A 21770-nucleotide genomic window follows, 5' to 3' on the forward strand; every position below is an offset into this window, starting at 1 on the left:
AGTGACCATGACCACCCATGCCGAGATCAAGACGCTCGAAGAGCTTGAGCGGACCATTCGCTGGCTCGCCTGCTGGACTATCCATAATGCCAACCATCTGCGTGAAAAGGATGTAGTGAAAGTGGGCGGGCATCAGGCGTCCTGTGCCTCAATGACCGCAATCATGGCGGCGCTCTATTTCAAGGTCTTGCGCCCGGAGGACCGGGTTGCGGTCAAGCCGCATGCATCTCCGGTCTTCCATGCGATTCAATATCTTGCTGGCAACCAGACGCGCGAGGCTCTTGAAGCCTTTCGCGGTTATGGCGGTGCACAGTCTTATCCGAGCAGAACCAAGGACCGTGACGATGTCGATTTCTCCACCGGGTCGGTCGGGCTGGGCGTGGCGATCACCGCCTTTGCCTCGATGATTCAGGACTACATCACCGCCAAATCATGGGGGACCGAGCAGCAATTGGGCCGCATGATCGCGCTGGTGGGTGACGCCGAACTTGACGAGGGTAATGTCTATGAATGTCTGCAGGAGGGGTGGAAACACGATCTCAGAAACTGCTGGTGGATCATCGACTATAACCGTCAGTCGCTCGATGGCGTGGTTCAGGAAGGCCTGTGGGAGCGCATAGAGGCGATCTTCGGTGCCTTTGGCTGGGATGTGGTCAAGATCAAATATGGCGCGCTGCAGCGGGCCGCCTTTGAGGAGCCCGGTGGCGAGGCTCTGAGAACATGGATCGACGCCTGCCCCAATCAGCTCTATTCGGCACTATGCTATCAGGGCGGCGCGGCATGGCGTGCCCGGCTTCAGGACGAGATTGGCGATCAGGGTGATGTTTCGGCACTGCTGGAGCGCCGATCCGATGAGGAGCTGGGGGCCCTTATGGCCAATCTCGGCGGCCATTGTGTCGGCACATTGCTCGAGACGTTTCAGTCCATCGACCATGATCGGCCGACCTGCTTCCTGGCCTATACCATCAAAGGCTGGGGCACGCCGCTTGCCGGCCACAAGGACAATCATGCCGGTTTGATGACGGTATCGCAGATGCGGGAATTTCAGGCTGATATGGGCGTCGCCGAAGGCGTTGAATGGGAACCCTATGCCGGGATTGCCGATAAAGCCGCCGCCGAGGGCATGATGGCGTCAGCGCCTTTCTTCTCGCAGGGAACCAGACGCTATAAGGCTCCCGTGCTGGAAGCAGGGGATACCATCTGGTTGGAAGACCGGGAGCTTTCCACCCAGGCGGGTTTCGGCAAGATCCTCGATCAGATCGCGAAGTCGGACTCACAGCTTTCGGACCGCCTGCTGACCATGTCGCCCGATGTCACCGTGTCCACCAATCTCGGGCCATGGGTGAACCGTCGCGGCCTGTTTGCGCGCGAAGCCAGTGCAGACACCTTCCGGGTCGAGAAGATTCCATCGACCCAGAAATGGAGCTTCGGGCCCGATGGCCAGCATATTGAGCTCGGGATTGCAGAGATGAACCTGTTTCTGCTGCTCGGCGCGGCAGGGCTATCGCATTCGCTTTTCAAGGAGCGGTTGATCCCTGTCGGCACCGTTTATGATCCCTTTGTCGCGCGCGGTCTCGATGCGCTCAACTATGCCTGTTATCAGGATGCGCGCTTCATCATCGCAGGCACGCCGTCCGGCGTCACGCTCGCACCTGAAGGCGGCGCGCACCAGTCAATCGGCTCACAGCTAATCGGGATCAGCCAGGATGGTCTGACATCGTTTGAACCGGCGTTTCTTGATGAATTGTCGGTCATTCTCAACTGGTCGTTCGACTATCTGCAACGCGATGGCGATTCCGATCCCGACGAGCGCACATGGCTGCGCGATGAAACAGGCGGATCGGTCTATCTGCGACTGACCACGCGTCCGATAGAACAACCCCGCTCACGCCGCGACGACCCCGCCTTCCAGCAGGGTGTGATTGATGGTGCCTATTGGTGGCGGCCGCCCGGACCGAATACCGAGCTGGTTATCGCCTATCAGGGCTGCCTCGCACCCGAGGCGATAGAAGCCGCAGGGCGCATTGCCAATGACCGGCGTGATATTGCGGTACTCGCTCTCACTTCCGCTGACCGCCTGGGTGCCGGCTGGTTCGCTGCCCAGCGCGCCAGAAGACGCGGCAACAGCAATGCCAGCTGCCATGTCGAACGCCTGCTCGGTGCGGTGCCGAAACATGCCACCATCATCAGCGTAACCGATGGCCACCCGGCAACGCTCGGCTGGCTTGGCGCAGTTCAAGGTCATCGCCAAGTCCCTCTCGGCGTCGAGCATTTCGGTCAAACCGGAACAGTCGATGACCTCTACCGTCACTTCGGCCTCGACGCAGACGCGATAGTCTCCGCCGCCCAGAACCTTATGCCCGGCCGACCGATCAGAGGCCTTTCAAGCGTGGTCTAGGAGATGTGAGCACCATCGGCTTGGCGGGGCAGGCAACCATGGGCGTTTTGAAAGATGCCATCATGCTCACGCATCAATCAATCATAGCGTCCTAGAAAGCGCAGCACGGGCGACAGGTCTATGCCTTCGGCCTTGAGCCAGTCGTGATTGAATATCGTGCTGTCATAGCGCGCGCCGCTGTCACAGATCAGGGTTACCAGACTTCCCGATTGTCCGTTTGCCACCATCTCTTCAGCAAGGGCTAGCGTAGCAAACATGTTGAGCCCGGTAGACCCGCCGACACGGCGCCCAAGCTTCTGGGAAAGCCAGTGCGTGGTGGCGATGCTGGCGGCATCAGACACGCGGATCATGCGATCCACAACGCTGGGGATAAAGGACGGCTCGAGCCGGGGTCGTCCGACCCCTTCAAGACGCGAAGGTCCGCATTCGGGAGGAACCGAACCAGGCTCCTCAAATCCGTTGAAGAAAACCGAGCCTTCCGGATCGGCGACGCATAGCTGCGTATTGCCATATTGCTCGGGCCGATAGCGAATGAAGCGGCCAATGGTCGCCGAGGTGCCACCGGTGCCGGCACCGACCACAATCCATGAAGGGGCGGGGTTCGGCTCTCGGTCCATTTGCTGGAACAGGCTTTTGGCAATATTGTTGTTGCCGCGCCAGTCGGTCGCGCGTTCTGCAAAGGTGAACTGATCCATATAATAGCCGCCATGCGCGCGGGCTATCGCCTCGGCATGATCATAGATGGCAGAGCCCGGGGCAAACTCACAGCGCCCCCCGAAATGCTCTATCTCGGCTATTTTGGCAGGGCTCGTGCTCTCGGGAACAACGGCCACCAGCTCGAGCCCCAGCAGGCGCGCAAAATACGCCTCGGAAATCGCGGTCGAGCCCGATGACGCTTCGACGATCAATGTCTCGGGCCCGATCTTGCCATTGCACAGGCCATAGAGAAACAACGAGCGCGCAAGGCGGTGCTTCAGACTGCCGGTCGGGTGGGTCGACTCATCCTTCAGGTAAATGTCTATCCCGGGAAGAGAAGCGATTGGGAATTTCAGCAAGTGGGTATCGGCCGAACGATGAAAATCCGCCTCAATCAGGCTGACTGCGCGCTTGATCCACTCACGATCAGTTGCACCGATGGTATCGCTGCAACATGCATCGCCCAGAATGGCATTTTCAAAGACGCTCTCACGCATCATTGGACTCCGCTAACTTAAATTCGTCTGCGCGTCAGTCGCGCCTCGGCTTTGCGAAATCACCTAGGCGTGTGCGCACACCATGTCTCGCGTTTTCTTCAGGGCCATCCACGATCGCTCGGTTCGTAGGCGAGGCAGCTGAATATGATACACGAAAAATGGCGGACACGGTGGGATTCGAACCCACGATACGGGGTTACCGTATACACACTTTCCAGGCGTGCGCCTTCGACCACTCGGCCACGTGTCCCCAAGACCCTGAAGCTGTTGCTTCAGGACAAAAAGCTTGGGCGCGTCTAGCGGTGAATTGACTCTTTCGCAAGGGCGGTAAATCGCATAGCCTTCACCTCATGCAAAAAACCCTGTTTTCCCTCGCCGCGCTGTCGCTTTGTCTTTCCTCCACTGGCCTGAGGGCGCAGGAGGAACCGATAGAGGCCGCGCCTTCGCCTGGGCAGATTGTTGCGCAGGCCGGGCCGGAGGAATGGGTGGCGATTGCTGCGGATGATCTGCTGGTGATGGACTTGGCGCCTGATGCCGAGAGCAATGAACGCCGCGTGATTATCCAGCTCATGCCGCCGCCATTCAGCCAGGGCTGGATCCGCAATATCCGCAAACTGGCAGCGGCGCGTTGGTGGGATGGTACGAGCGTCAACCGGGTGCAGGACAATTATGTCGTGCAATGGGGTGATGCCGATTATGATAATCCGGAAAGTGAGGGTGCGGCGAAGAGTTTGCCGGATGATCTGAGTACGGTATCTGAAGAATCATATACAACAGATTATGTTAGCATTCATGCTTCAGCCACAGGCGTCGCCGCGACGAATCCCGCTGCTAAATGGGCTGCAACGGCGTCCGATACATCTTCGACCCAGCCTGATGTTGCTAATCGCAAATGGAATAAGCGGGACGCTTATGCTGAATGGGTTCAGCTCTATAAAGGCTGGCCATTTGCTGCAGGAGGGAATGTCGACAATCCGAAATTCTGGCCCGCTCACTGCTACGGCATGGTCGGCGTTGGCCGCAATCTCTCGCCCGATACCGGCACCGGAGCAGAGCTATACACCGTGATCGGCCACGCGCCGCGGCATCTGGATCGTAATATTGCGCTGGTAGGGCGGATTATTGAGGGGATGGAGCATCTCTCCAGCCTGCCGCGCGGCAAGGGGCAGTTGGGCTTTTATGAAGACCCGGCCAAGCGGGTGCCGATTGTCTCGGTGCGGCTGGGCAGTGATCTGCCTAAGGCCGACCAGCCGCAATTTGAATATCTCGATACCGAAGGCGAGACTTTTGCCCGCTATGCCGAGGCCCGGGCCAATCGCCGTGATCCGTTTTTCAATGTCCCTGCCGGTGGTGCGGATATCTGCAATATTCCGGTCCCGGTCCGGCGGGTTGCTGAATGAGACCGGCCTCTTACTTCGTCATGCTGAACTTGTTTCAGCATCTCGGGCCAATTTGCACCAAGTCTATGAAGATCCTGAAACGAGTTCAGGATGACGAGAATGGGGATGGATAGCTTTGAAGCTGAAGCCGAGCTTTGGATTTGGCACCCGGAGACCGGGAAGGGCAGTTGGCATTTTCTGACTATCTCTGGAGACACTGCCAAGGCGATCAGCGACGCGGCGGTTATCAATCGGCTGGAACTGGGCCTGCCCAAAAAGCGCGGCTGGGGCGCGGTGAAGGTTGAGGCGGCGATTGGTGATACGGTTTGGCAGACTTCGCTGTTTCCGCTCAGCAAGACCGGGGAGTTTATGCTTCCGGTCAAGGCGGCTGTGCGTAAGGCGGAGGGTGTTGTTGTCGGGGATAAGCTTCGGGTTTTGCTCAAGTTGATATGATGTTGGTTTCATAAAAGCCACTAAGGGAAAAAGCATAAAGGGGTTGTGCTGTATTGCGCGCTAATCTGATCTGACGCTGCCCTTTTGCGCGTTGAACCGTCGATAATGCTTTCCGTCCCCAAAAGGGGACGGAGATTCTATTGCCTCCTCTCCCCACAGATCATCAAATGCGTTTGCGAGCCAAGGGATAGGCCAGACACACCCTCTTCTTCCCTTTTTCCCTTAGTGGTTTTTATGAAACCTTTTCCAGCACGCTGTGGCCACCCCACCCACCTCAGAAAATTGCGCATAAATTTCCATTTCTTGCGCTTTCGGATTCGCCAATTCGTCCAAAGCGGATTATAGCGAGTCCCGTCATCCTCCCCGGCTGAAGGACTTTTTTATGCGCGTCGGTACCCCCAAGGAAATCAAGAATCACGAATATCGCGTCGGCCTGACGCCGGAAAGCGTGCGTGAGCTGGTTGAGCATGGCCATGAGGTGCAGGTCGAGCGATCCGCTGGTCTCGGCATTGGTGCCACCGATGAGCATTATCGTGAAGCTGGGGCGCAGCTGGTCGACAGCGCCGAGCAGCTTTTTGCCGAATGCGATATGGTGGTGAAGGTCAAGGAACCGCAGGCTGTCGAGCGCGCGATGCTGCGCGAGGGACAGATCCTCTATACCTATCTCCACCTTGCGCCAGACCCGGAGCAGACGGCTGATCTGGTCAAATCGGGTGCCATCTGCATCGCCTATGAGACCGTCACCGGCAAGGGTGGTCTGCCGCTATTGAAGCCGATGAGTCAGGTCGCCGGGCGCATGTCAATTCAGGCCGGGGCCACAGCGTTGGAAAAAGCGCATGGCGGGCGTGGCGTATTGCTGGGTGGCGTGCCGGGTGTTTCCCCGGCCAAAGTGGCGGTGATCGGCGGCGGCGTGGTCGGCTTTAACGCGGCGCAGATGGCAGCGGGCCTTGGTGCCGATGTCACCATATTGGATCGCGACCCCGATGTGCTCGAAAAACTCGGCAATTATTTTGAGGCGCGCGCCAAAACGCGTTTCTCCAATGTTGCCAATCTCGCTGAATGTGTGGCTGAGGCCGATCTTGTCATCGGCGCGGTGCTGATCCCCGGCGCGGCGGCGCCGAAGCTGGTGACACGCGATATGCTCTCGACGATGAAGCCGGGCGCGGTGCTTGCAGACGTGGCGATTGATCAGGGCGGCTGTTTCGAAACCTCGCACCCGACGACGCATGACGACCCGACCTATATTGTTGACGGCATTGTCCATTATTGCGTCGCCAATATGCCGGGAGCTGTCTCGCGCACCTCGACCTATGCGCTTAACAATGTCACCCTGCCGCATGCGCTGCGCATTGCCGATCTCGGCTGGAAAGAGGCGATGCGGCATGATCCTGATCTTGCCGAGGGCCTGAATGTCTGGAACGGCCATATCACCTATGAAGCGGTGGCGCGCGATCTGGGCTATGCCTATAAATCGGTGGCCGAGGTGCTGGACTGATCGGCTAAGAGCATTACACTCTTCTCCAATGATCGGGCGAATCCCGGCGCACAGGAGAGGATGCATAATGACAGATAGTACACAGCAACCGGTCAATTCGGGCTTTGGCGCATTTAGTGAGCCTGACGAAGTGCTGGCCGGTATTGATCTGGCGGGCAAACAGGCGGTGGTTACGGGCGGTTATTCGGGCATCGGGCTGGAGACCGTGCGGGCATTGGCCAAGCGCGGGGTCAAGGTGCTGGTGCCGGTGCGTGATCCGGCGAAAGCGCAAGACGCACTCGCCGATGTAGAAGGCGATGTTGCCACTGCTGCGATGGACCTTGCCGATCTCGCCTCGGTGCGGGGCTTTGCCGATCAGGTTGTGGCTGATTGGGACCGGCTGGACCTGTTGATCAACAATGCCGGGATTATGGCCTGCCCCGAAACCCGCACCGATCAGGGCTGGGAGATGCAGTTTGCGGTCAACCATATCGGCCATTTTGTGCTGGCTCAGGGGCTGATGCCGTTGCTGCAAAAGACCGATGCGCCGCGGGTTGTGGCGCTGTCTTCCACCGGCCATAAACAATCACCCATTCGCTGGGACGACCCGTTCTTTACCAAGGAGCCCTATGACAAATGGGTGGCCTATGGTCAGTCCAAGACCGCCAATGCGCTGTTCGCGCGCGCATTGCATCCGCGGCTCGCAGCCAGTGGTGGCCATGCCTTTGGCGTGCATCCCGGCGGCATTGACACACCGCTGCAACGCCATCTGCAGGATGAGGAAATGATAGCGCTGGGCTGGAAGGATGAAAGCGGTGACTGGTCCGAAGCAGCCAAGGCGATGTTCAAATCGCCAACACAGGGCTGCACCACGAGTCTTTGGGCCGCAACCAGCCCGATGCTCGCCGACAAAGGCGGACAATATTGCGAGGATTGCGATATCGCCGCTTTGAGCGATCCGGATAATCCGGTGCGCTACAAAAATGTCGAGCCGCATGCCTGTGACGATGATGCGGCTGAACGGCTTTGGGTGATGACCGAGGATTTGCTATCAGATAGCTGATGTTTGCGCGAGCCGCGCTCAGCCTATCTTCGCCGCCGCTTCGGCATTGGCTTGCACTACGCTGGCATCGAACGCGCCGCCGGGCACAATCCAGCTACCACCGACGCAAAGGACCTGGTCGAGCGCGAGCCAGTCTTGTGCATTATCGGGCTTGATGCCGCCGGTGGGGCAGAAGCGGGCATTACCAAAGGGGCCGGTCAGTGCCTTGAGCGCGGGCACTCCGCCATTGGCCATGGCGGGGAAGAATTTGAAATGAGCAAGCCCCAATTCCATGCCGCGCATAATGTCACCGGCATTCGCGATGCCGGGCAGGAACGGCACGTCATTGGCAATCGCCGCTTGGCCCAGCGTATCGGTGAGGCCGGGTGAGACGATAAATTCGCTGCCCGCATCAAGCGCCTTGTCGAGATCGGCGGTGCTGCTCACTGTGCCTGCGCCGACAATCGCGCCATCGACCTGCCGCATTTCCCTGATCACCTCGAGCGCGCAATCGGTGCGCAGCGTGACCTCGAGCACGGGCAGACCGCCAGCGACCAGCGCTTCGGCCATGGGGATGGCGGTTGCGACATCGTGCACCACGAGCACCGGGATTACCGGCGCGGTGCGCATGATCGTTTCTATGTCTCGCATGCAGGAAATTCCTTCAAATAGGCGGCAGCCGCGCCGTACAGGCCGGGCTCGTCAATCAACAGCCGTTTGACCGGCATGGTTTCCATCATCCAGCGAAACCGCCCTTTTGCGAGCAGTCTCTCACGAAAGCCCGATTGCGCGAATTTTTCACCAATACGAGCGCCAAGGCCACCCGCGAGTACGATGCTGTGTGCGCCTTGCACCAGCGCGATATCGCCGACAACGCTGCCCAGGCACAGACAAAAGCGATCAAAGGCGGCGGCCGCGAGGCTGTCTTCACCGGACAAAGCAAGCGTCCATAGCGCCTTGTCATCAAGATCGCGCGCGGCCTGTCCCTCCATCTCTGCGAGCACGCGATAGATCACATTGAGGCCACTGCCTGAGACGATACGTTCTGCCGAGACACGGCTATGCTGTTTGCGCAGCGCAGCCAAAATCCGGTCTTCCACAGCATCATGCGGCGCAAAGTCGAGATGCCCGCCCTCGGTCTCGGTAACAATATACCGGCCCTGATCCCAGACGATATGCGCAACGCCAAGTCCGGTGCCCGGTCCGACGACGCTGACCAAACCATCACGCTGCAAATCCTGATCCTCCGGGCCGCACAGATGGGCGAAGTCCTCCGCGCCCGCCTGCGCCACCGCATGGGCCACGGCACCAAAATCATTGATCAGGGTAAAATGCTCCAGCCCCAGCTTCTCCTGTGCCAGTGCCGGGCGCAGCATCCAGCTGGAATTGGTGAAGGTCATAACCTCGCCATTGACCCGCGCGGCGGCGGCAATAGCGCCATGACGGGGCAGGGAGCGGCCAATCTGCCGGGCATAATCCTGCCAGGCAATCTGCAGGCTGGCATGATCGGCGGTGCGCAGCTTTTCCATATGGCTAAGCTCTGCCAGCCTCCCCTCGGCGATATGGGCAATAGCAAAGCGCGCATGGGTGCCGCCAATATCGGCGACCACCAGCTCTTCAGCATGGGTCTGGCTCACAGCCCGGCCTCGCTCAGCATGGCCGAGCCGCCTTTTTCTGCCGGATCAGCAAAGCGGCGCATCATCGCAAACAACTCGCGGCCTACGCCCTGTTCAGGTGGCGGTGGTGCGACATTGTCGCGGGCGTCCCACTCTGCCCTATCGACCAAAGCCTCAAGCACGCCGCTATGGGCGCACACGCGCACCATGTCACCATCGCGCAGCTTGGCGAGCGGGCCGCCATGATGTGCTTCGGGCGACACATGGATGGCGGCGGGCACCTTGCCGCTCGCGCCCGACATGCGGCCATCGGTGACAAAGGCGATTTTGTGGCCACGATCCTGCAACACACCGAGCGACGGGGTCAGCTTGTGCAATTCGGGCATACCATTGGCGGCTGGCCCCTGAAAACGGACAACAATGACCGCATCGCCGTCCAACTCACCTGCCTTGAATGCGGTGACGACATCTTCCTGTCGGGTGAATATCCGCGCCGGTGCCTCTATGGTCCAGCGCTCGCTGGCGACGGCGCTGACCTTGATGGTGGCGCGACCGAGATTGCCGGTGAGCAGCTTCATGCCGCCTTCGGGCTGAAATGGTGCCGATACCGGGCGCAGCATGCTGTCATCAAGGCTGGTCTCCGGCGGCGCGTCAAAGTGCAGCGCACCCTGCTCGTCAAGCCGTGGCTCGCGGGCGCCATCGGATAACGATGTACCATAAACGGTACGGATATCATCATGCGCCAGCCCGGCATTGACCAACTCACGAATGACAAAGGGCATGCCGCCTGCCGCGGCGAAATGGTTCACGTCCCCGGTACCATTGGGGTAGATGCTGGTGATCAGCGGCACCACTTTGGACAGGGCATCCAGATCATCCCAGTCAATGATAATCCCGGCGGCGCGGGCAATGGCGGGGATATGGATGACATGGTTGGTAGAGCCGCCGGTGGCAAGCAAGCCGACCGCGGCATTGACGATGGCTTTTTCATCAATGCAATGGCCGAGCGCGCGATAATCCTCTTCGGCTGTATCCGTGCCGCCTGCAGCCCAGCCAATTTCGGTGACGCGGTGCACTGCGGCGCGGGTCAGCTCCTGACGCAGCTTTTGCCCCGGATTGACAAAGCTGGCCCCGGGCATATGCAGCCCCATCATCTCCATCATCATCTGGTTGGAATTGGCGGTGCCATAAAAGGTACAGGTGCCAGCGCCGTGATAAGAGGCGCTTTCCGCTTCGAGCAGCTCCTTCTTGCCTACCTTGCCCTCGGCATAAAGCTGGCGCACCCGGATTTTCTCCTTGTTAGCGAGGCCCGAAGGCATCGGACCCGCCGGGATCAGGATCATCGGCAAATGGCCAAAGCGCAGCGCGCCGATCAGCAGGCCGGGGACGATCTTGTCGCAAATACCGAGCAGCACCGCGCCCTCAAACATGCCATGGCTCAGCGCGACCGAGGTTGCCATGGCGATAACGTCGCGGCTGAACAGCGAGAGTTCCATGCCGGGCTGTCCCTGGGTCACACCGTCACACATGGCCGGAACGCCGCCCGCGACCTGTGCGGTTGCGCCTTTCTCGCGCGCAAATATCTTGATCTGCTCCGGATAGCGGCCATAGGGCTGATGCGCTGACAGCATCTCATTATAGGCGGTGACAATGCCGATATTCATCGTCTTGCCGCCGCGAATGGCGGGCTTGTCATCGCCACTGGCGGCAAAGCCATGTGCCAGATTGCCGCAGGAGAGATTGGGCCGATGCACGCCTTCATCACGCGCACGATCAATCAGGTCGAGATAGGCGCCGCGCCCGGGCTTGGAGCGCGCAATAATGCGCTGGGTTACCTCTTCAACGACCGGATTCAAAGTCATGATTCACTCCAGTAAACAGTTACGGGTGGGCCGGGGATGCGCAGCAATCGCGCAATTGGCAGATCATTCTCATTGGCCATTGCGGCATCAAATATGGCGCGCTTTTCTTTACCTTTGCCGACAAGGATGATGGCATCGCTGTTATTGATCGCAGCCAGATTGAGGCTGATCCGGTCAAAAGGTGCTTCCGGCGGCAAGGGATCGGGTGTCAGGGTGACGATAGCCGGGTCGCCGTCAGGTCGCGGGTCACTGCTGGGGAAGAGCGAGGCAATATGGCCATCCGCGCCCATGCCGATCCACATAAGATCAAAACGCGGTGGCGGATTATCGAGCTCTTGCAGCGGGGTGACGACTGCCTCCGTCGCCTCAAGCGTATTGGCAAGACGGCCATGGTTGCTGGCCTGATGATCGGCAGGAACCAAGCGGTCATCACCCAATATCAGCAGCACATCATCCCACTGTATCGGGCGCTTTGCCAATTCGGCAAAGATGGGGAATGGTGTGCTGCCTCCAGGAACAGCGATGGCACGCCTACCTTGTTTGTGCAGCGCTGCCTGCACTGCATCAGCGACCATAGCAGATGTCGCATTCTCGATAATGTCGATCGCGCGTGCCTCACTCATTCCAGCTGACCCCGTCGCGTTCGGTGAGCGCAATGCCCGCACTCGGCCCCCAGCTGCCCGAGCCATAGGCTTTGGGTGCCTCGCCCGATTGTGCCCATTGGGCGCGGATGTCGTCGATCCAGCGCCATTGTGCCTCAACCTCGTCGCGGCGCACGAACAGCGTCGGATCGCCATCGATAAGATCGAGCAGCAGCCGCTCATAGGCGATACGCCGCCGCGCCTTGGCAAAGGCCTGCGTCAGCGACAGGTCAAGCGGCACCTCGCGCAGCACCACCGCCTCACGGTCCATGCCCGGCTGTTTCGCCATTACCTGCAGGCGGACATATTCCTCAGGCTGCAAGCGGATCACCAGACGGTTGGCGTTGAGCTTGCCGCCGCGTGCGGCAAAGATATTGTGCGGCACGCATTTGAACTGGATGACAATCTCGCTGCGCCGTTCAGCCAGCCTTTTGCCGGTGCGCAGATAAAAGGGCACACCCTGCCAGCGCCAATTGTCGATATGCGCCTTGATCGCAACAAAGGTCTCGGTGTCGCTCACCTCGCCCAGATCATCGGCATAGCTCTCAACGCTTTCACCGCCAATCGCACCGCTGCCATATTGGCCGCGCACCATCTCGCTGTTGCGCACCGGCCGCAGCGAGCGCAGCACCTTCACCTTCTCATCGCGCACCGATGCGGCATCAAGGTCCGCCGGTGGCTCCATCGCGGTCAGCGCCAGCAATTGCAGCATATGGTTCTGCACCATATCGCGCAACGCACCGGTATCATTGTAAAAGCCGTGTCGTCCTTCCAGGCCGACCGTCTCGGATACGGTGATCTGGACATGATCAATCTCGCCCGCATCCCAAAGCGGCTCGAACATCATATTGGCAAAGCGCAGCGCCATCAGGTTCTGCACCGTCTCCTTGCCGAGATAATGGTCGATGCGGAAAATCTGGTCTTCGCTGAACACGCTGGCAACCGCATCATTGATCGCGGCCGAGCTTTCCAAATCATTGCCCAGCGGCTTTTCCAGACCGATGCGCACCTGCTCGCCAGTCAGTCCGGCACTGGCCAGCCCCTTGATCGTCGGTTCAAACAGAAACGGCGCGGTGGAGAGGAAGATCGCCAGACCATCGCTAATATCCCCCAGCTTCTGCGCCAGCGCATCAAAGCCCTTGATCGTCGAGGCATCCAGCGGCTGATAATAGAGCCGCTCGAGAAAGCCGGTAATGGCATCGGCATTTTTGCGGTCATCGGGGAGAAACTCATCCAGCGCCGCGCGCGCCATATCGCGATAGGCGGCATCATCCATCTCGCTGCGTGCGGTGCCGACAATGCGCAGGCCCTGGTTGATCAGCCCATCCTCGTGCAGCGCAAACAGCGAAGGCAACAGCTTGCGCCGCGCCAAATCACCCGTCGCTCCAAACAGCAAAAGCGCAGAACAGCTCTTGGCTTCGATCATTGTGTTTTCATCCTATCAGCCGCCCGTTTTCCGCGGATATACTCTATGTGAGACAGAGTAATGGACTTGGCAATATAGCGGCATAACTCGAGGAGATGTATTTGTATGCAAATGGCGTATTCTGGCCTACCCGACCATCTCTTCCAGCTCCATGCCGCGCGTCTCGCGCACCATGATCCAGACAAAGAAAACCGAAATCAAGGCGGCAAGGGCATAAAGGCCATAGGCACCCGCCAGACCAATTCCCGCCAACAATACAGGAAAGCTGAGCGTGATGCCGAAATTGGCGGCCCATTGGGCAAAACCGCTGACCGCCAGACCCGAACCACGAATCTGGTTGGGGAACATTTCGCCCAGCATCACCCACATCACCGGGCCCCAGCTGAAGTTGAACAGCGCGGCATAGGCATTGGCGGCGATCAGTGCGACCAGTCCAGCGCCATCGGAAAGCTGCAATGCGCCATCGACGAAGCTGCCGCTGGAAAAGGCGATCGCCATCGCGCCCAAGGTGATCACCATGCCTGCTGATCCGATCAACAGCAGCGGCTTGCGCCCGATCCTGTCGATAAGGGCTATGGCCGCAAGGCAGGAGGCGATGGAAAGCGTACCGCTCAATATGTTTATCTTGAGCGCATCGGCTTCGGAAAAACCCACCGCCTGCCACAATACCGCGCCGTAATAGAAAACCACATTGATTCCCACCAGTTGCTGAAACACCGCAAGCCCGATGCCGACCCAGACGATGGTGCGGATTTTGCCGCTGTTCTTATCGATCAGATCACTCATCTGCGGGCGATGATCCTCGGACAATGTGGTGCGGATGGCATCGACCTTGGCAGGTGCCTGATCAGGGCCAACGACATTGGCGAGAACCGCCTCGGCCTGCGCATCCTCGCCCTTGCTCACCAGAAAGCGCGGGCTTTCCGGGATGACCAGCAAGGCGAACAGGAAAATGCCCGCCGGGATAAGCTCGGCCCAGAACATCCAGCGCCATGCTTCATAGCCTGCCCACCAGATTTCGGTCGAGGCACCGGCGGCACCGGCGATTATGTAGTTGGACAAAAAGGCGGCGGTCAGCCCTACAATGATCATGATCTGCTGGATGGAGGACAGACGACCGCGCAGGCTGGCAGGGGTGACCTCGCTGATATAGACCGGGGCCAGCACACTCGCCGCGCCAACCGCTAAGCCGCCGAGCAAGCGATAGAATACAAACTCGGTCGAGCCTCCCGCGATGCCGGATCCCCAGGCGCTGATCAGGAACAGCGCCGCCGATACCAGCAAGATACGCCGCCGCCCGAACACATCGGCCATGCGCCCTGCGGCAAACGCACCCAAAGCACAACCGAGCAGCATTGACGCGACATTGAAGCCGGTGCCGACACTGTCGGAATCGAAAGCCTGTTGCAGGCCATCGACTGTGCCGTTGATGACACCGCTGTCATAGCCAAAGAGGAACCCGCCCAAGGTCGCCACCGAAACGATGAGCGTGATAAACCCCAGATTATGTGCGCTGTCGCTTGGCGCACTATCAGCTGCTGCGCTGGCCTCGGCCATAGAGAACTCTCCTTATCGGGCTTGTCCGCCCGCTTTAGTCTTGTGTCTTGGTGGCGTCATGGCCTGCCCCTGCAAGCAGCCAGCCCAGTATTTCTGGCAGGCGCTCGGCCCAGGCATTTTCCTCATGCGGCGCGCCTTCATACACCCGGCTTTCAAAGTCGCGACCCTGCTGCCAGCCCAAGGCAATCACCTGTTGGTCCACTGCCGCCTGATAGCGCGGATAATGCGCGTCCAGCGTCGCCGTGCCATGGTCCAGCCATAGCCGCCGTCCATCCGGGCTCCCAAGATTCTCGGCAAAATAGCGTGGCCACATCGCCAGCACATCGGCATCAGGCGCGGGCGGGCCATCGGGCAGGGCAATAAGCGGCCAATGGGTGCTGATACAGGCGGCGCGACCGAAGACACCCGGATGGCGCATAAAGGCATAGCAGCTGATCAGTCCACCCATGCTTGACCCGGCAATGGCGGTGTTGTCGCGATCTGCAAGGGTGCGGAAATTCTTGTCAATGCGTGGCTTCAGCCGATGGACGATATAATCGAGATAGCTGTTTGAGAGGATCGGGCCATTATTCATCAGCGGCAAGGCACTGTCCTGCTTCGCCTGGGGCAGGCGCTCAAATGGCCCTTGGGGGGCATATTGGCGATAGCGGTCCGCCTCGGGATGCCAGATGCCGACAATGATATGCGGCTCGATTGTGCCCTGCTCGACCAGAGCTATCATCGCCTTGTCCGCGGCCCAGACTTTGTTGAAATTGGATTTCGCCGGATCAAACAGGTTCTGCGCATCGTGCATATAGAGCACCGGATAGCGCCGCTCGCTGTCGGTAAGATATCCGCGCGGCAGCCAGATTGACAGCGACTGGTCGGGCAAACCCGCCACGACAATATCGGATATATCGACAAGCATCGGCTCGCTCTCAGCACCCGGCTTATCCTGTGCATTGGCAGCGATCGGTGCCAATGTCATGATGATCAGCCAAGCAAAAGCCAGCGCCAAAGCGCGCCCTGACAGAAAGCTCGGCGAAGCCGGCATTACTCAACCGGCTCCAATGATATGGCGAATCCACCCGCCCGGGCCATGCTGATGTCGAGTGCATCCTCAGCGCCCAGCTCGCGGCTTTCAATCACGATATCGTGCCGGTCCTCGCCCAGACCATCGGCATTGGGCCCATCGCGATAGATGGTCGCGGTGTAGCGCGTGCCCTTGTCGAGAAAGTCGAGCGGCACCGAGAGCGAACGCGCATCGCTGTCGGTAACACCGCCAATATACCAGGCCTTGCTGTTGCGGTCCTGGCGCGCGATCACGGCATGGTCGCCAATCTCGCCCAAAAGGGTGCGGCTCTGCTGCCAGTCGGCAGGGACTTTGGAGATAAATTCCAGTTCGCGCGGATATTGCGCCAGATTTTCCGGCAGGTCAGCCGCCATCTGGATCGGCGAATAGAGCACCACATACAGCGCCAATTGTCGCGCCAATGTCGATTGCAGGCGGGTTTCACCCCGGCCGATCAGCGAAAGCACGCCCGGAGTATAATCCATCGGGCCGGAAAGCATACGGGTAAACACCAATGTCGGCACATGTTCGGGTGGGTTTTTCGGCTCACCCCATGCCTGATATTCCATGCCGCGCGCGCCTTCACGGCTGACCCAATTGGGATAGGTGCGGCGCAGGCCGGTGGCCTTGACCGGCTCATGTGCATTGACCGCAATGCGGTTCTTCGCCGCCTCTTTCACCGCAAGCAAATGATGCTGCACCATGCGCTGGCCATCATGCCAGACAAATTGCTCGCCGCCATCGGGGCCAGCGGCAATAATAGCGCCCGCATCGGTCACATAACCGGTCTTTACCGCATCAATGCCCAGTTCCCTGTAATAGGCCATGGCGTCGGCAAGCTGCTCTTCATAGACCTTGATATTGCCACCGGTCTCATGATGGCCGATCAGCCGCACGCCCTTGTCGAGCCCGTAACGGGTGATCTCTGCAATATCGAAATCCTCGGTTGGCCGGGTGAAGTTGAACGCACGGCCATTGCCAAACCATGGCCCGTCCCAGCCGACATTCCAGCCTTCGATCAATACCCCGCGAAAACCATGCTTGGCGGCAAAATCGATATAGCGTTTGGCATTTTCGGTATTCGCGCCGTGTTTCGGGCCGGTGTTCCAGCTTTCGGTATCCAGATGCATACCCCACCAGATGCCGATATATTTATGCGGCTCAAACCAGCTGACATCGCCCAGCTTATTGGGCTCGTTGAGGTTTAGGTCGATGTCATTGTCATACAGCCCGGCGGCATCATCGGCGATGCGAATGGTGCGCCAGGGCGTGGCAAAAGGCAGATCACGCACCACCTTTGCCCCTGTGGCTGAAGGCGCCAGCTCGGCGCGGAAGCGCAGTTTTTCTATCCGCTTGATCCACATGCCGGAATAATCAACCAGCGCCGCTTCATGCAGTGCGACATGAACGCCATTGTTAAGGCGGAAGCTGATCGGGCTGTGCGCTGTCGGCACCGCATCTGCAGCGGTTTCGGAATAGATATATTCATAGCGATTCCAGTCGCCTGCCGGCACCCACCATGCGGTGCCATTGTCGGCGAGATTAAACTCGGTGAGTTCATCGGTTATGCGCGCCGTGTCCCAGCCGGATTGCTCGGGAAAGACATAGCGAAAGCCGACCCCGCCGTTAAATACACGGAAGTTAATGTCCATCTTGCGCGTATTATCCCCGATGGTCTGTTCCAGCTGCACCACCAGGCCATTATGCTGATCGCGGACAAAGCGGCGCTCACCCCATGGCTGCTCCCATGTCTCGTCGCCGGAATAGCTGCTGCTACCGGTGATGCGCATGTCCCGGCGCAGCGGGCCACCTTCGCTGAATTGCAGCCCCAATGTCGAGCGGGCAATAACCGCTTTGCCATCGCGCGATATGGTATAGGCCACCGTTCCCGAGCCATCGACCGAGACGTCGAGCACGATACGGCCATCAGGCGAAGCGACGCTTTCGGCCGCGGCGAGGCTGGGAAAAAGCAGTGCCAGAACCGCAACCACATAGGCTCCTAAACGCGCCAAAGCCATGATCTCTCTCCGTAAAATTGGTATCAGCAAGCCAAGAAAATCACGCCAAAGGGTGGCAGAACCTCACGCGTCGCGCCATTGGCGGTAAAGACAATGTCCGCCTCGGCATCGCAGGGCAGGGTGCCGACGGCTTGTTCCTCATCACTCATATTGAAGATACAGCACAGCGTCTGCTGCTCGCTCTGGCGGATCATGGTCAGCACTTTGTCGTCGCGATGCGAACAGCGCGCCGAGCCAAAGCGCAACGTCGGATGCTCACGCCGCATGGTCAGCAACTGCCGGGTTATCTCGAGCAGCGATTGCGGATCGCCCTCTTGCACATCAATGGCGAGCGCGCGATGTTCTTCGCCCAGCGGCAGCCATGGCTCGCCCTCGGTAAAGCCGCCATGTGCTGCATTCCCCTGCCAGGGCAGTGGCGTGCGCGCACCATCACGTGACAGGGTCAGCGGCCAGTTTTTCAGCGCTTCCGGGTCCTGTACCAGCTCGAACGGAATATCGACCTGATCCAGCCCCAGCTCTTCACCCTGATAGAGGATGATGCTGCCACGCAAGGCGGTTAGCAACGCCATTTTCATCGTGGCAAAGGCTTTGTGGTCATGCCCCTGTGCCCAGCGCGACAGCGCACGCGGTGCGTCATGATTCTCAAACGCCCAGCTCGGCCAGCCATGGCCCGGGCCCTCTTTCCAGCGGCTTTGCGTATCGCAGACAAGGCTGGGCGTCAGCGCCGAGGCATAGAGAAAGTCAAAGCCATAGGCGCTGTTGACGCGCTTGCCATCGGCACAGGCTTGTAAGAAAGGCCCGGCATCTGCACTGCCGCCAACTTCGGCAACGGTGAAAACCGCGCCATATTCATCGGTCATTTTCCGCACACGGGCGAGAAAATCGAGCACCTCGGGCTGGGCCTGGTTATGGATATTCTGCTGAAAGTCATGGCTGCGCGCGCGCAGACGATGGGGGTCATTATTTGGCGGATTATCGGTAAGCGCCTGATTGTGCATCATGTGCAGCACCGCATCGATACGAAACCCGTTGACGCCGCGATCCAGCCAGAACCGCCCGACATTGAGTAGCTCTTCCTGCACCTCGGGATTGTGCAGGTTGAGGTCAGGCTGCTGCGGCAGGAAATTGTGGAAATAATATTGGCCGCGTCGCGCATCCCATGACCATGCCGGGCCGGAGAATATCGACTGCCAGTTATTCGGCGGCGTGCCATCGCTTTTGGCATCGGCCCAGACATACCAGTCGGCCTTGTCATTGTCGCGGCTGCTGCGGCTTTCTGTGAACCAGCGATGCAGGTCAGAGCTGTGCGAATAGACCTGATCGATAATCACCTTCAGCCCGAGCCCATGAGCGCGAGCGACAAGTGCGTCAAAATCATCGAGCGTGCCGAAAATCGGATCAACATCGCGAAACGCCGCAACATCATAGCCAAAATCAAGCATTGGCGAGGTGAAGAAAGGCGATATCCAGATGGCATCGGCGCCGAGATCGGCGACATGGCCCAGATGGCTGGTAATGCCAGGCAGATCACCAATACCATCGCCATTGGAGTCCATGAAGCTGCGCGGATAAATCTGATAGATAGAGGCACCGCGCCACCATGGCTGGGCGGCTATCTCTGCCGCCAGCGGGTCATCGGCCATTATCTGTGCTACGCTTTGCCCGGGGAGGTCGCTTAAGGCCGAAACCTGATTCACTCAGCATCTCCATCATCACGTACTTCAGCGCAGATCAGCGCACCAAAGGCCGGTAAAGATACCGCCAGCGCACCCGGTGCGCGCACGCTGCTGGCGCAGTCGCCATAGATGCTTTCAACCTGCCTAACGCCATAGCCCATGCGGACATTGCCCTGAACCGGTTCGGCAGATGTGTTGTACACCAACACATATTCGCGATCAGTATCAGGCTCAAAGCGTGACACCGCAAACAGGCCCGGCGTATCGCCATTGGCCCGCGGCAGCTGGCGGCCGCGGCGCAAGGCCGGATGGTCACGCCGCAGCTTGGCGAAGTCCGCGACGGTTTGATAAAGCACATGACTCTGATCAAAATTGTCCTCAGCGGTGGTGGCATCGGTGCCGATCAGGTCATTATCATTATAGCTGTCCACCTTTGAGGGGAACATGTCTTCGCGCGCGGCCTGATCATTGCCATCGCCGACAAAGCCCTGTTCTGTACCGGAATAGATTGTCGGCACGCCGCGCAGGCCGAGCATCATCATATGCCCAAGCTTGACCCGCGCCAGCAATTCTTCCTGGCTGATATCGGGATTGTCTTGCTTGATCACGGTCGAGAACCGCGCGACATCATGATTGCCGAGAAATGTCGGTAGCTGCAAAGCGGCTTTTTCGCCGCCAGCATAGAGCACATCGCCTGCATAATGGCGAAAGAGATTATTGGTCGCGCCATCGGATTTGAGCGTCTCGCGCATTGCGGCACGGAACGAGAAATCGAGCAATGCCGGGAAGCCATCGCGCACCGAATATTGTGCCAGATAGCCCGGATCGGCGGTTTCGGAATAGACCTCGCCAAAGATATGGAAGTTGGGAATCCCCTGTTCCTTGGCCACCTGCAACATGGCTGGCACAAATTGCTGCCAGAATTCCGGATTGACATGGCGCGCGGTATCGATGCGGAAGCCATCAACTCCAAAATCGCGGATCCAGTCGGCGTATACCTCGATAAACCCGGCAACCACACGCGGATGCTCGGTCATCACGTCATCCAGGCCGACAAAATCGCCCATGCGACTGCTTTCGCCGGTGAAGGTCGTATCACCGCGATTATGGTAATAGATCGGATTGTTGAGCCACGCCGGACGCTTAACATCTGCCTCTTCGGCCGGGACATAGGGCTGATAGGCAAAATTGGGGTCGGTGAGCCGGGAAAAATTCTCTTCGGTCAGTACCTTCTCGCCGAGGAAACCGTCATTGATCGGTTCGCCATCGGCATCGCCTTTGGTGGACCAGGGATAATCGGCGATCGAGCGATAGCGATAGCCATTCTCATCGCCGTCGCGAAAAACGATGACATCGGCGGTGTGATTGGTGATGATGTCCATATAGACCTTCATCCCCCGCGCATGCGCGGCTTCGACAAAGGTCTTGAAATCCTCATTGGTGCCGAAATGCGGGTCAACCTTGGTGAAGTCGGTCACCCAATAGCCATGATAACCGGCGGATTCTTCGCCCGGATCGCCCTGGACCGGCTTGTTGGTGAAGATCGGGGCGAACCAGATCGCGGTGATGCCCATATCCTCGATATAGTCGAGCTTCTCGATCAGTCCTTTAAGATCGCCGCCATGATAAAAGCCCTTATGCGTCGGGTCATATCCGGTTTTCAGCGCACCGCCGGTCAGGCCACCACGATCATTGTCAGGGTCGGCATTGGCAAAGCGGTCCGGCAAGACGAAATAGATGATCTCATCCTGCGGCAACCGCGCGCGCACCTCGGCGAGGCTGGCATCCGCACCATATTGCGCCGGTGGTGTTGGCACATGATCCTGTGCGGCAACCGGGGCGGCGGCCAAAAGCGCACCGCCCAACAGGGCCGAACCATATTGCGCCGCGCGGCGCGTCCAAAAAGGGCTCAGGGTGGAAACAAAAGACTTTTTCATATCTTACCTCTTATCTTGGCCCAAAATGGCTGCGCAATGCGCGTGGT

16 protein-coding genes and 1 tRNA gene are annotated in these 21770 nt (G+C 59.1%); 5 read left to right on the forward strand and 12 right to left on the reverse strand.

Going from position 1 to position 21770, the window contains the following annotated elements:
* Positions 1–7 precede the first annotated feature (7 nt).
* Complete coding sequence (locus RB602_RS01975; RefSeq protein ID WP_317084622.1) at positions 8–2398, forward strand: transketolase; 2391 nt, start codon at positions 8–10, stop codon at positions 2396–2398.
* Positions 2399–2475: 77 nt separating this feature from the next.
* Here the strand turns inward: RB602_RS01975 and RB602_RS01980 are convergent, their stop codons facing one another.
* A complete protein-coding gene (locus RB602_RS01980) occupies positions 2476–3594 on the reverse strand; it encodes a PLP-dependent cysteine synthase family protein (protein ID WP_317082479.1) in 1119 nt (372 codons plus the stop codon).
* 156 nt (positions 3595–3750) lie between these two features.
* Positions 3751–3841, reverse strand: a tRNA-Ser gene (locus RB602_RS01985).
* Between the two features lie 100 nt (positions 3842–3941).
* Between RB602_RS01985 and RB602_RS01990 the strand changes: the two genes are divergently transcribed.
* From RB602_RS01990 to RB602_RS02005, 4 genes are all read left to right on the forward strand, one after another.
* On the forward strand, positions 3942–4991 hold the full coding sequence (locus tag RB602_RS01990) for a peptidylprolyl isomerase (RefSeq protein ID WP_317082482.1): 1050 nt from the start codon (positions 3942–3944) through the stop codon (positions 4989–4991).
* A 99-nt stretch (positions 4992–5090) separates the two neighbouring features.
* Positions 5091–5423 (forward strand): DUF1905 domain-containing protein, encoded by a 333-nt coding sequence (locus RB602_RS01995; protein WP_317082484.1) that lies wholly within the window; start codon positions 5091–5093, stop codon positions 5421–5423.
* A gap of 382 nt (positions 5424–5805) precedes the next feature.
* On the forward strand, positions 5806–6918 hold the full coding sequence (gene ald, locus RB602_RS02000) for an alanine dehydrogenase (protein WP_317082486.1): 1113 nt from the start codon (positions 5806–5808) through the stop codon (positions 6916–6918).
* Between the two features lie 67 nt (positions 6919–6985).
* Positions 6986–7960 (forward strand): oxidoreductase, encoded by a 975-nt coding sequence (locus RB602_RS02005; protein WP_317082488.1) that lies wholly within the window; start codon positions 6986–6988, stop codon positions 7958–7960.
* Between the two features lie 18 nt (positions 7961–7978).
* Here RB602_RS02005 and eda read toward each other — a convergent pair whose 3' ends face one another.
* The 10 genes from eda to RB602_RS02055 form a co-directional block, all read right to left on the reverse strand.
* On the reverse strand, positions 7979–8590 hold the full coding sequence (gene eda / locus RB602_RS02010) for a bifunctional 4-hydroxy-2-oxoglutarate aldolase/2-dehydro-3-deoxy-phosphogluconate aldolase (RefSeq protein WP_317082490.1): 612 nt from the start codon (positions 8588–8590) through the stop codon (positions 7979–7981).
* The gene (locus RB602_RS02015) at positions 8578–9576 is read right to left on the reverse strand and encodes a glucokinase (RefSeq protein ID WP_317082492.1); all 999 of its coding nucleotides are present in this window, start codon (positions 9574–9576) and stop codon (positions 8578–8580) included. The genes eda and RB602_RS02015 overlap by 13 nt, the downstream gene beginning before the upstream one ends.
* On the reverse strand, positions 9573–11417 hold the full coding sequence (edd, locus tag RB602_RS02020) for a phosphogluconate dehydratase (RefSeq protein WP_317082494.1): 1845 nt from the start codon (positions 11415–11417) through the stop codon (positions 9573–9575). The genes RB602_RS02015 and edd overlap by 4 nt, the downstream gene beginning before the upstream one ends.
* Positions 11414–12040, reverse strand: a complete 627-nt coding sequence (locus RB602_RS02025) for a 6-phosphogluconolactonase (RefSeq protein ID WP_317082496.1) — start codon at positions 12038–12040, stop codon at positions 11414–11416. The genes edd and RB602_RS02025 overlap by 4 nt, the downstream gene beginning before the upstream one ends.
* Positions 12033–13484: a glucose-6-phosphate dehydrogenase gene (gene zwf, locus RB602_RS02030; protein ID WP_317082498.1), complete on the reverse strand. Its 1452-nt coding sequence runs from the start codon at positions 13482–13484 to the stop codon at positions 12033–12035. The genes RB602_RS02025 and zwf overlap by 8 nt, the downstream gene beginning before the upstream one ends.
* A 126-nt stretch (positions 13485–13610) precedes the next feature.
* Positions 13611–15041: a sugar porter family MFS transporter gene (locus RB602_RS02035; RefSeq protein WP_317082500.1), complete on the reverse strand. Its 1431-nt coding sequence runs from the start codon at positions 15039–15041 to the stop codon at positions 13611–13613.
* Between the two features lie 34 nt (positions 15042–15075).
* Positions 15076–16074, reverse strand: a complete 999-nt coding sequence (locus RB602_RS02040; RefSeq protein WP_317082502.1) for an alpha/beta hydrolase — start codon at positions 16072–16074, stop codon at positions 15076–15078.
* Complete coding sequence (locus RB602_RS02045; protein WP_317082504.1) at positions 16074–18110, reverse strand: glycoside hydrolase family 97 protein; 2037 nt, start codon at positions 18108–18110, stop codon at positions 16074–16076. Before RB602_RS02045 ends, RB602_RS02040 begins: the two co-directional genes overlap by 1 nt.
* 23 nt (positions 18111–18133) lie before the next feature.
* Positions 18134–19753: an alpha-amylase family glycosyl hydrolase gene (locus tag RB602_RS02050; RefSeq protein ID WP_317084624.1), complete on the reverse strand. Its 1620-nt coding sequence runs from the start codon at positions 19751–19753 to the stop codon at positions 18134–18136.
* A 50-nt stretch (positions 19754–19803) separates the two neighbouring features.
* Positions 19804–21723, reverse strand: a complete 1920-nt coding sequence (locus tag RB602_RS02055) for an alpha-amylase family glycosyl hydrolase (protein WP_317082506.1) — start codon at positions 21721–21723, stop codon at positions 19804–19806.
* Between the last annotated feature and the right edge of the window lie 47 nt (positions 21724–21770).

This window comes from Parasphingorhabdus sp. SCSIO 66989 (assembly GCF_032852305.1).
Classification (GTDB): domain Bacteria; phylum Pseudomonadota; class Alphaproteobacteria; order Sphingomonadales; family Sphingomonadaceae; genus Alterisphingorhabdus; species Alterisphingorhabdus coralli.

Excerpts from the sequence above, each read along its gene's own strand:
- RB602_RS01975 (WP_317084622.1), top strand. The coding sequence starts at position 8 with ATGACCACCCATGCCGAGATCAAGACGCTCGAAGAGCTTGAGCGGACC.
- RB602_RS01980 (WP_317082479.1), bottom strand. The coding sequence starts at position 3,594 with ATGATGCGTGAGAGCGTCTTTGAAAATGCCATTCTGGGCGATGCATGT.
- RB602_RS01990 (WP_317082482.1), top strand. The coding sequence starts at position 3,942 with ATGCAAAAAACCCTGTTTTCCCTCGCCGCGCTGTCGCTTTGTCTTTCC.
- RB602_RS01995 (WP_317082484.1), top strand. The coding sequence starts at position 5,091 with ATGGGGATGGATAGCTTTGAAGCTGAAGCCGAGCTTTGGATTTGGCAC.
- ald (WP_317082486.1), top strand. The coding sequence starts at position 5,806 with ATGCGCGTCGGTACCCCCAAGGAAATCAAGAATCACGAATATCGCGTC.
- RB602_RS02005 (WP_317082488.1), top strand. The coding sequence starts at position 6,986 with ATGACAGATAGTACACAGCAACCGGTCAATTCGGGCTTTGGCGCATTT.
- eda (WP_317082490.1), bottom strand. The coding sequence starts at position 8,590 with ATGCGAGACATAGAAACGATCATGCGCACCGCGCCGGTAATCCCGGTG.
- edd (WP_317082494.1), bottom strand. The coding sequence starts at position 11,417 with ATGACTTTGAATCCGGTCGTTGAAGAGGTAACCCAGCGCATTATTGCG.
- RB602_RS02025 (WP_317082496.1), bottom strand. The coding sequence starts at position 12,040 with ATGAGTGAGGCACGCGCGATCGACATTATCGAGAATGCGACATCTGCT.
- zwf (WP_317082498.1), bottom strand. The coding sequence starts at position 13,484 with ATGATCGAAGCCAAGAGCTGTTCTGCGCTTTTGCTGTTTGGAGCGACG.
- RB602_RS02035 (WP_317082500.1), bottom strand. The coding sequence starts at position 15,041 with ATGGCCGAGGCCAGCGCAGCAGCTGATAGTGCGCCAAGCGACAGCGCA.
- RB602_RS02040 (WP_317082502.1), bottom strand. The coding sequence starts at position 16,074 with ATGCCGGCTTCGCCGAGCTTTCTGTCAGGGCGCGCTTTGGCGCTGGCT.
- RB602_RS02045 (WP_317082504.1), bottom strand. The coding sequence starts at position 18,110 with ATGGCTTTGGCGCGTTTAGGAGCCTATGTGGTTGCGGTTCTGGCACTG.
- RB602_RS02050 (WP_317084624.1), bottom strand. The coding sequence starts at position 19,753 with ATGGCCGATGACCCGCTGGCGGCAGAGATAGCCGCCCAGCCATGGTGG.
- RB602_RS02055 (WP_317082506.1), bottom strand. The coding sequence starts at position 21,723 with ATGAAAAAGTCTTTTGTTTCCACCCTGAGCCCTTTTTGGACGCGCCGC.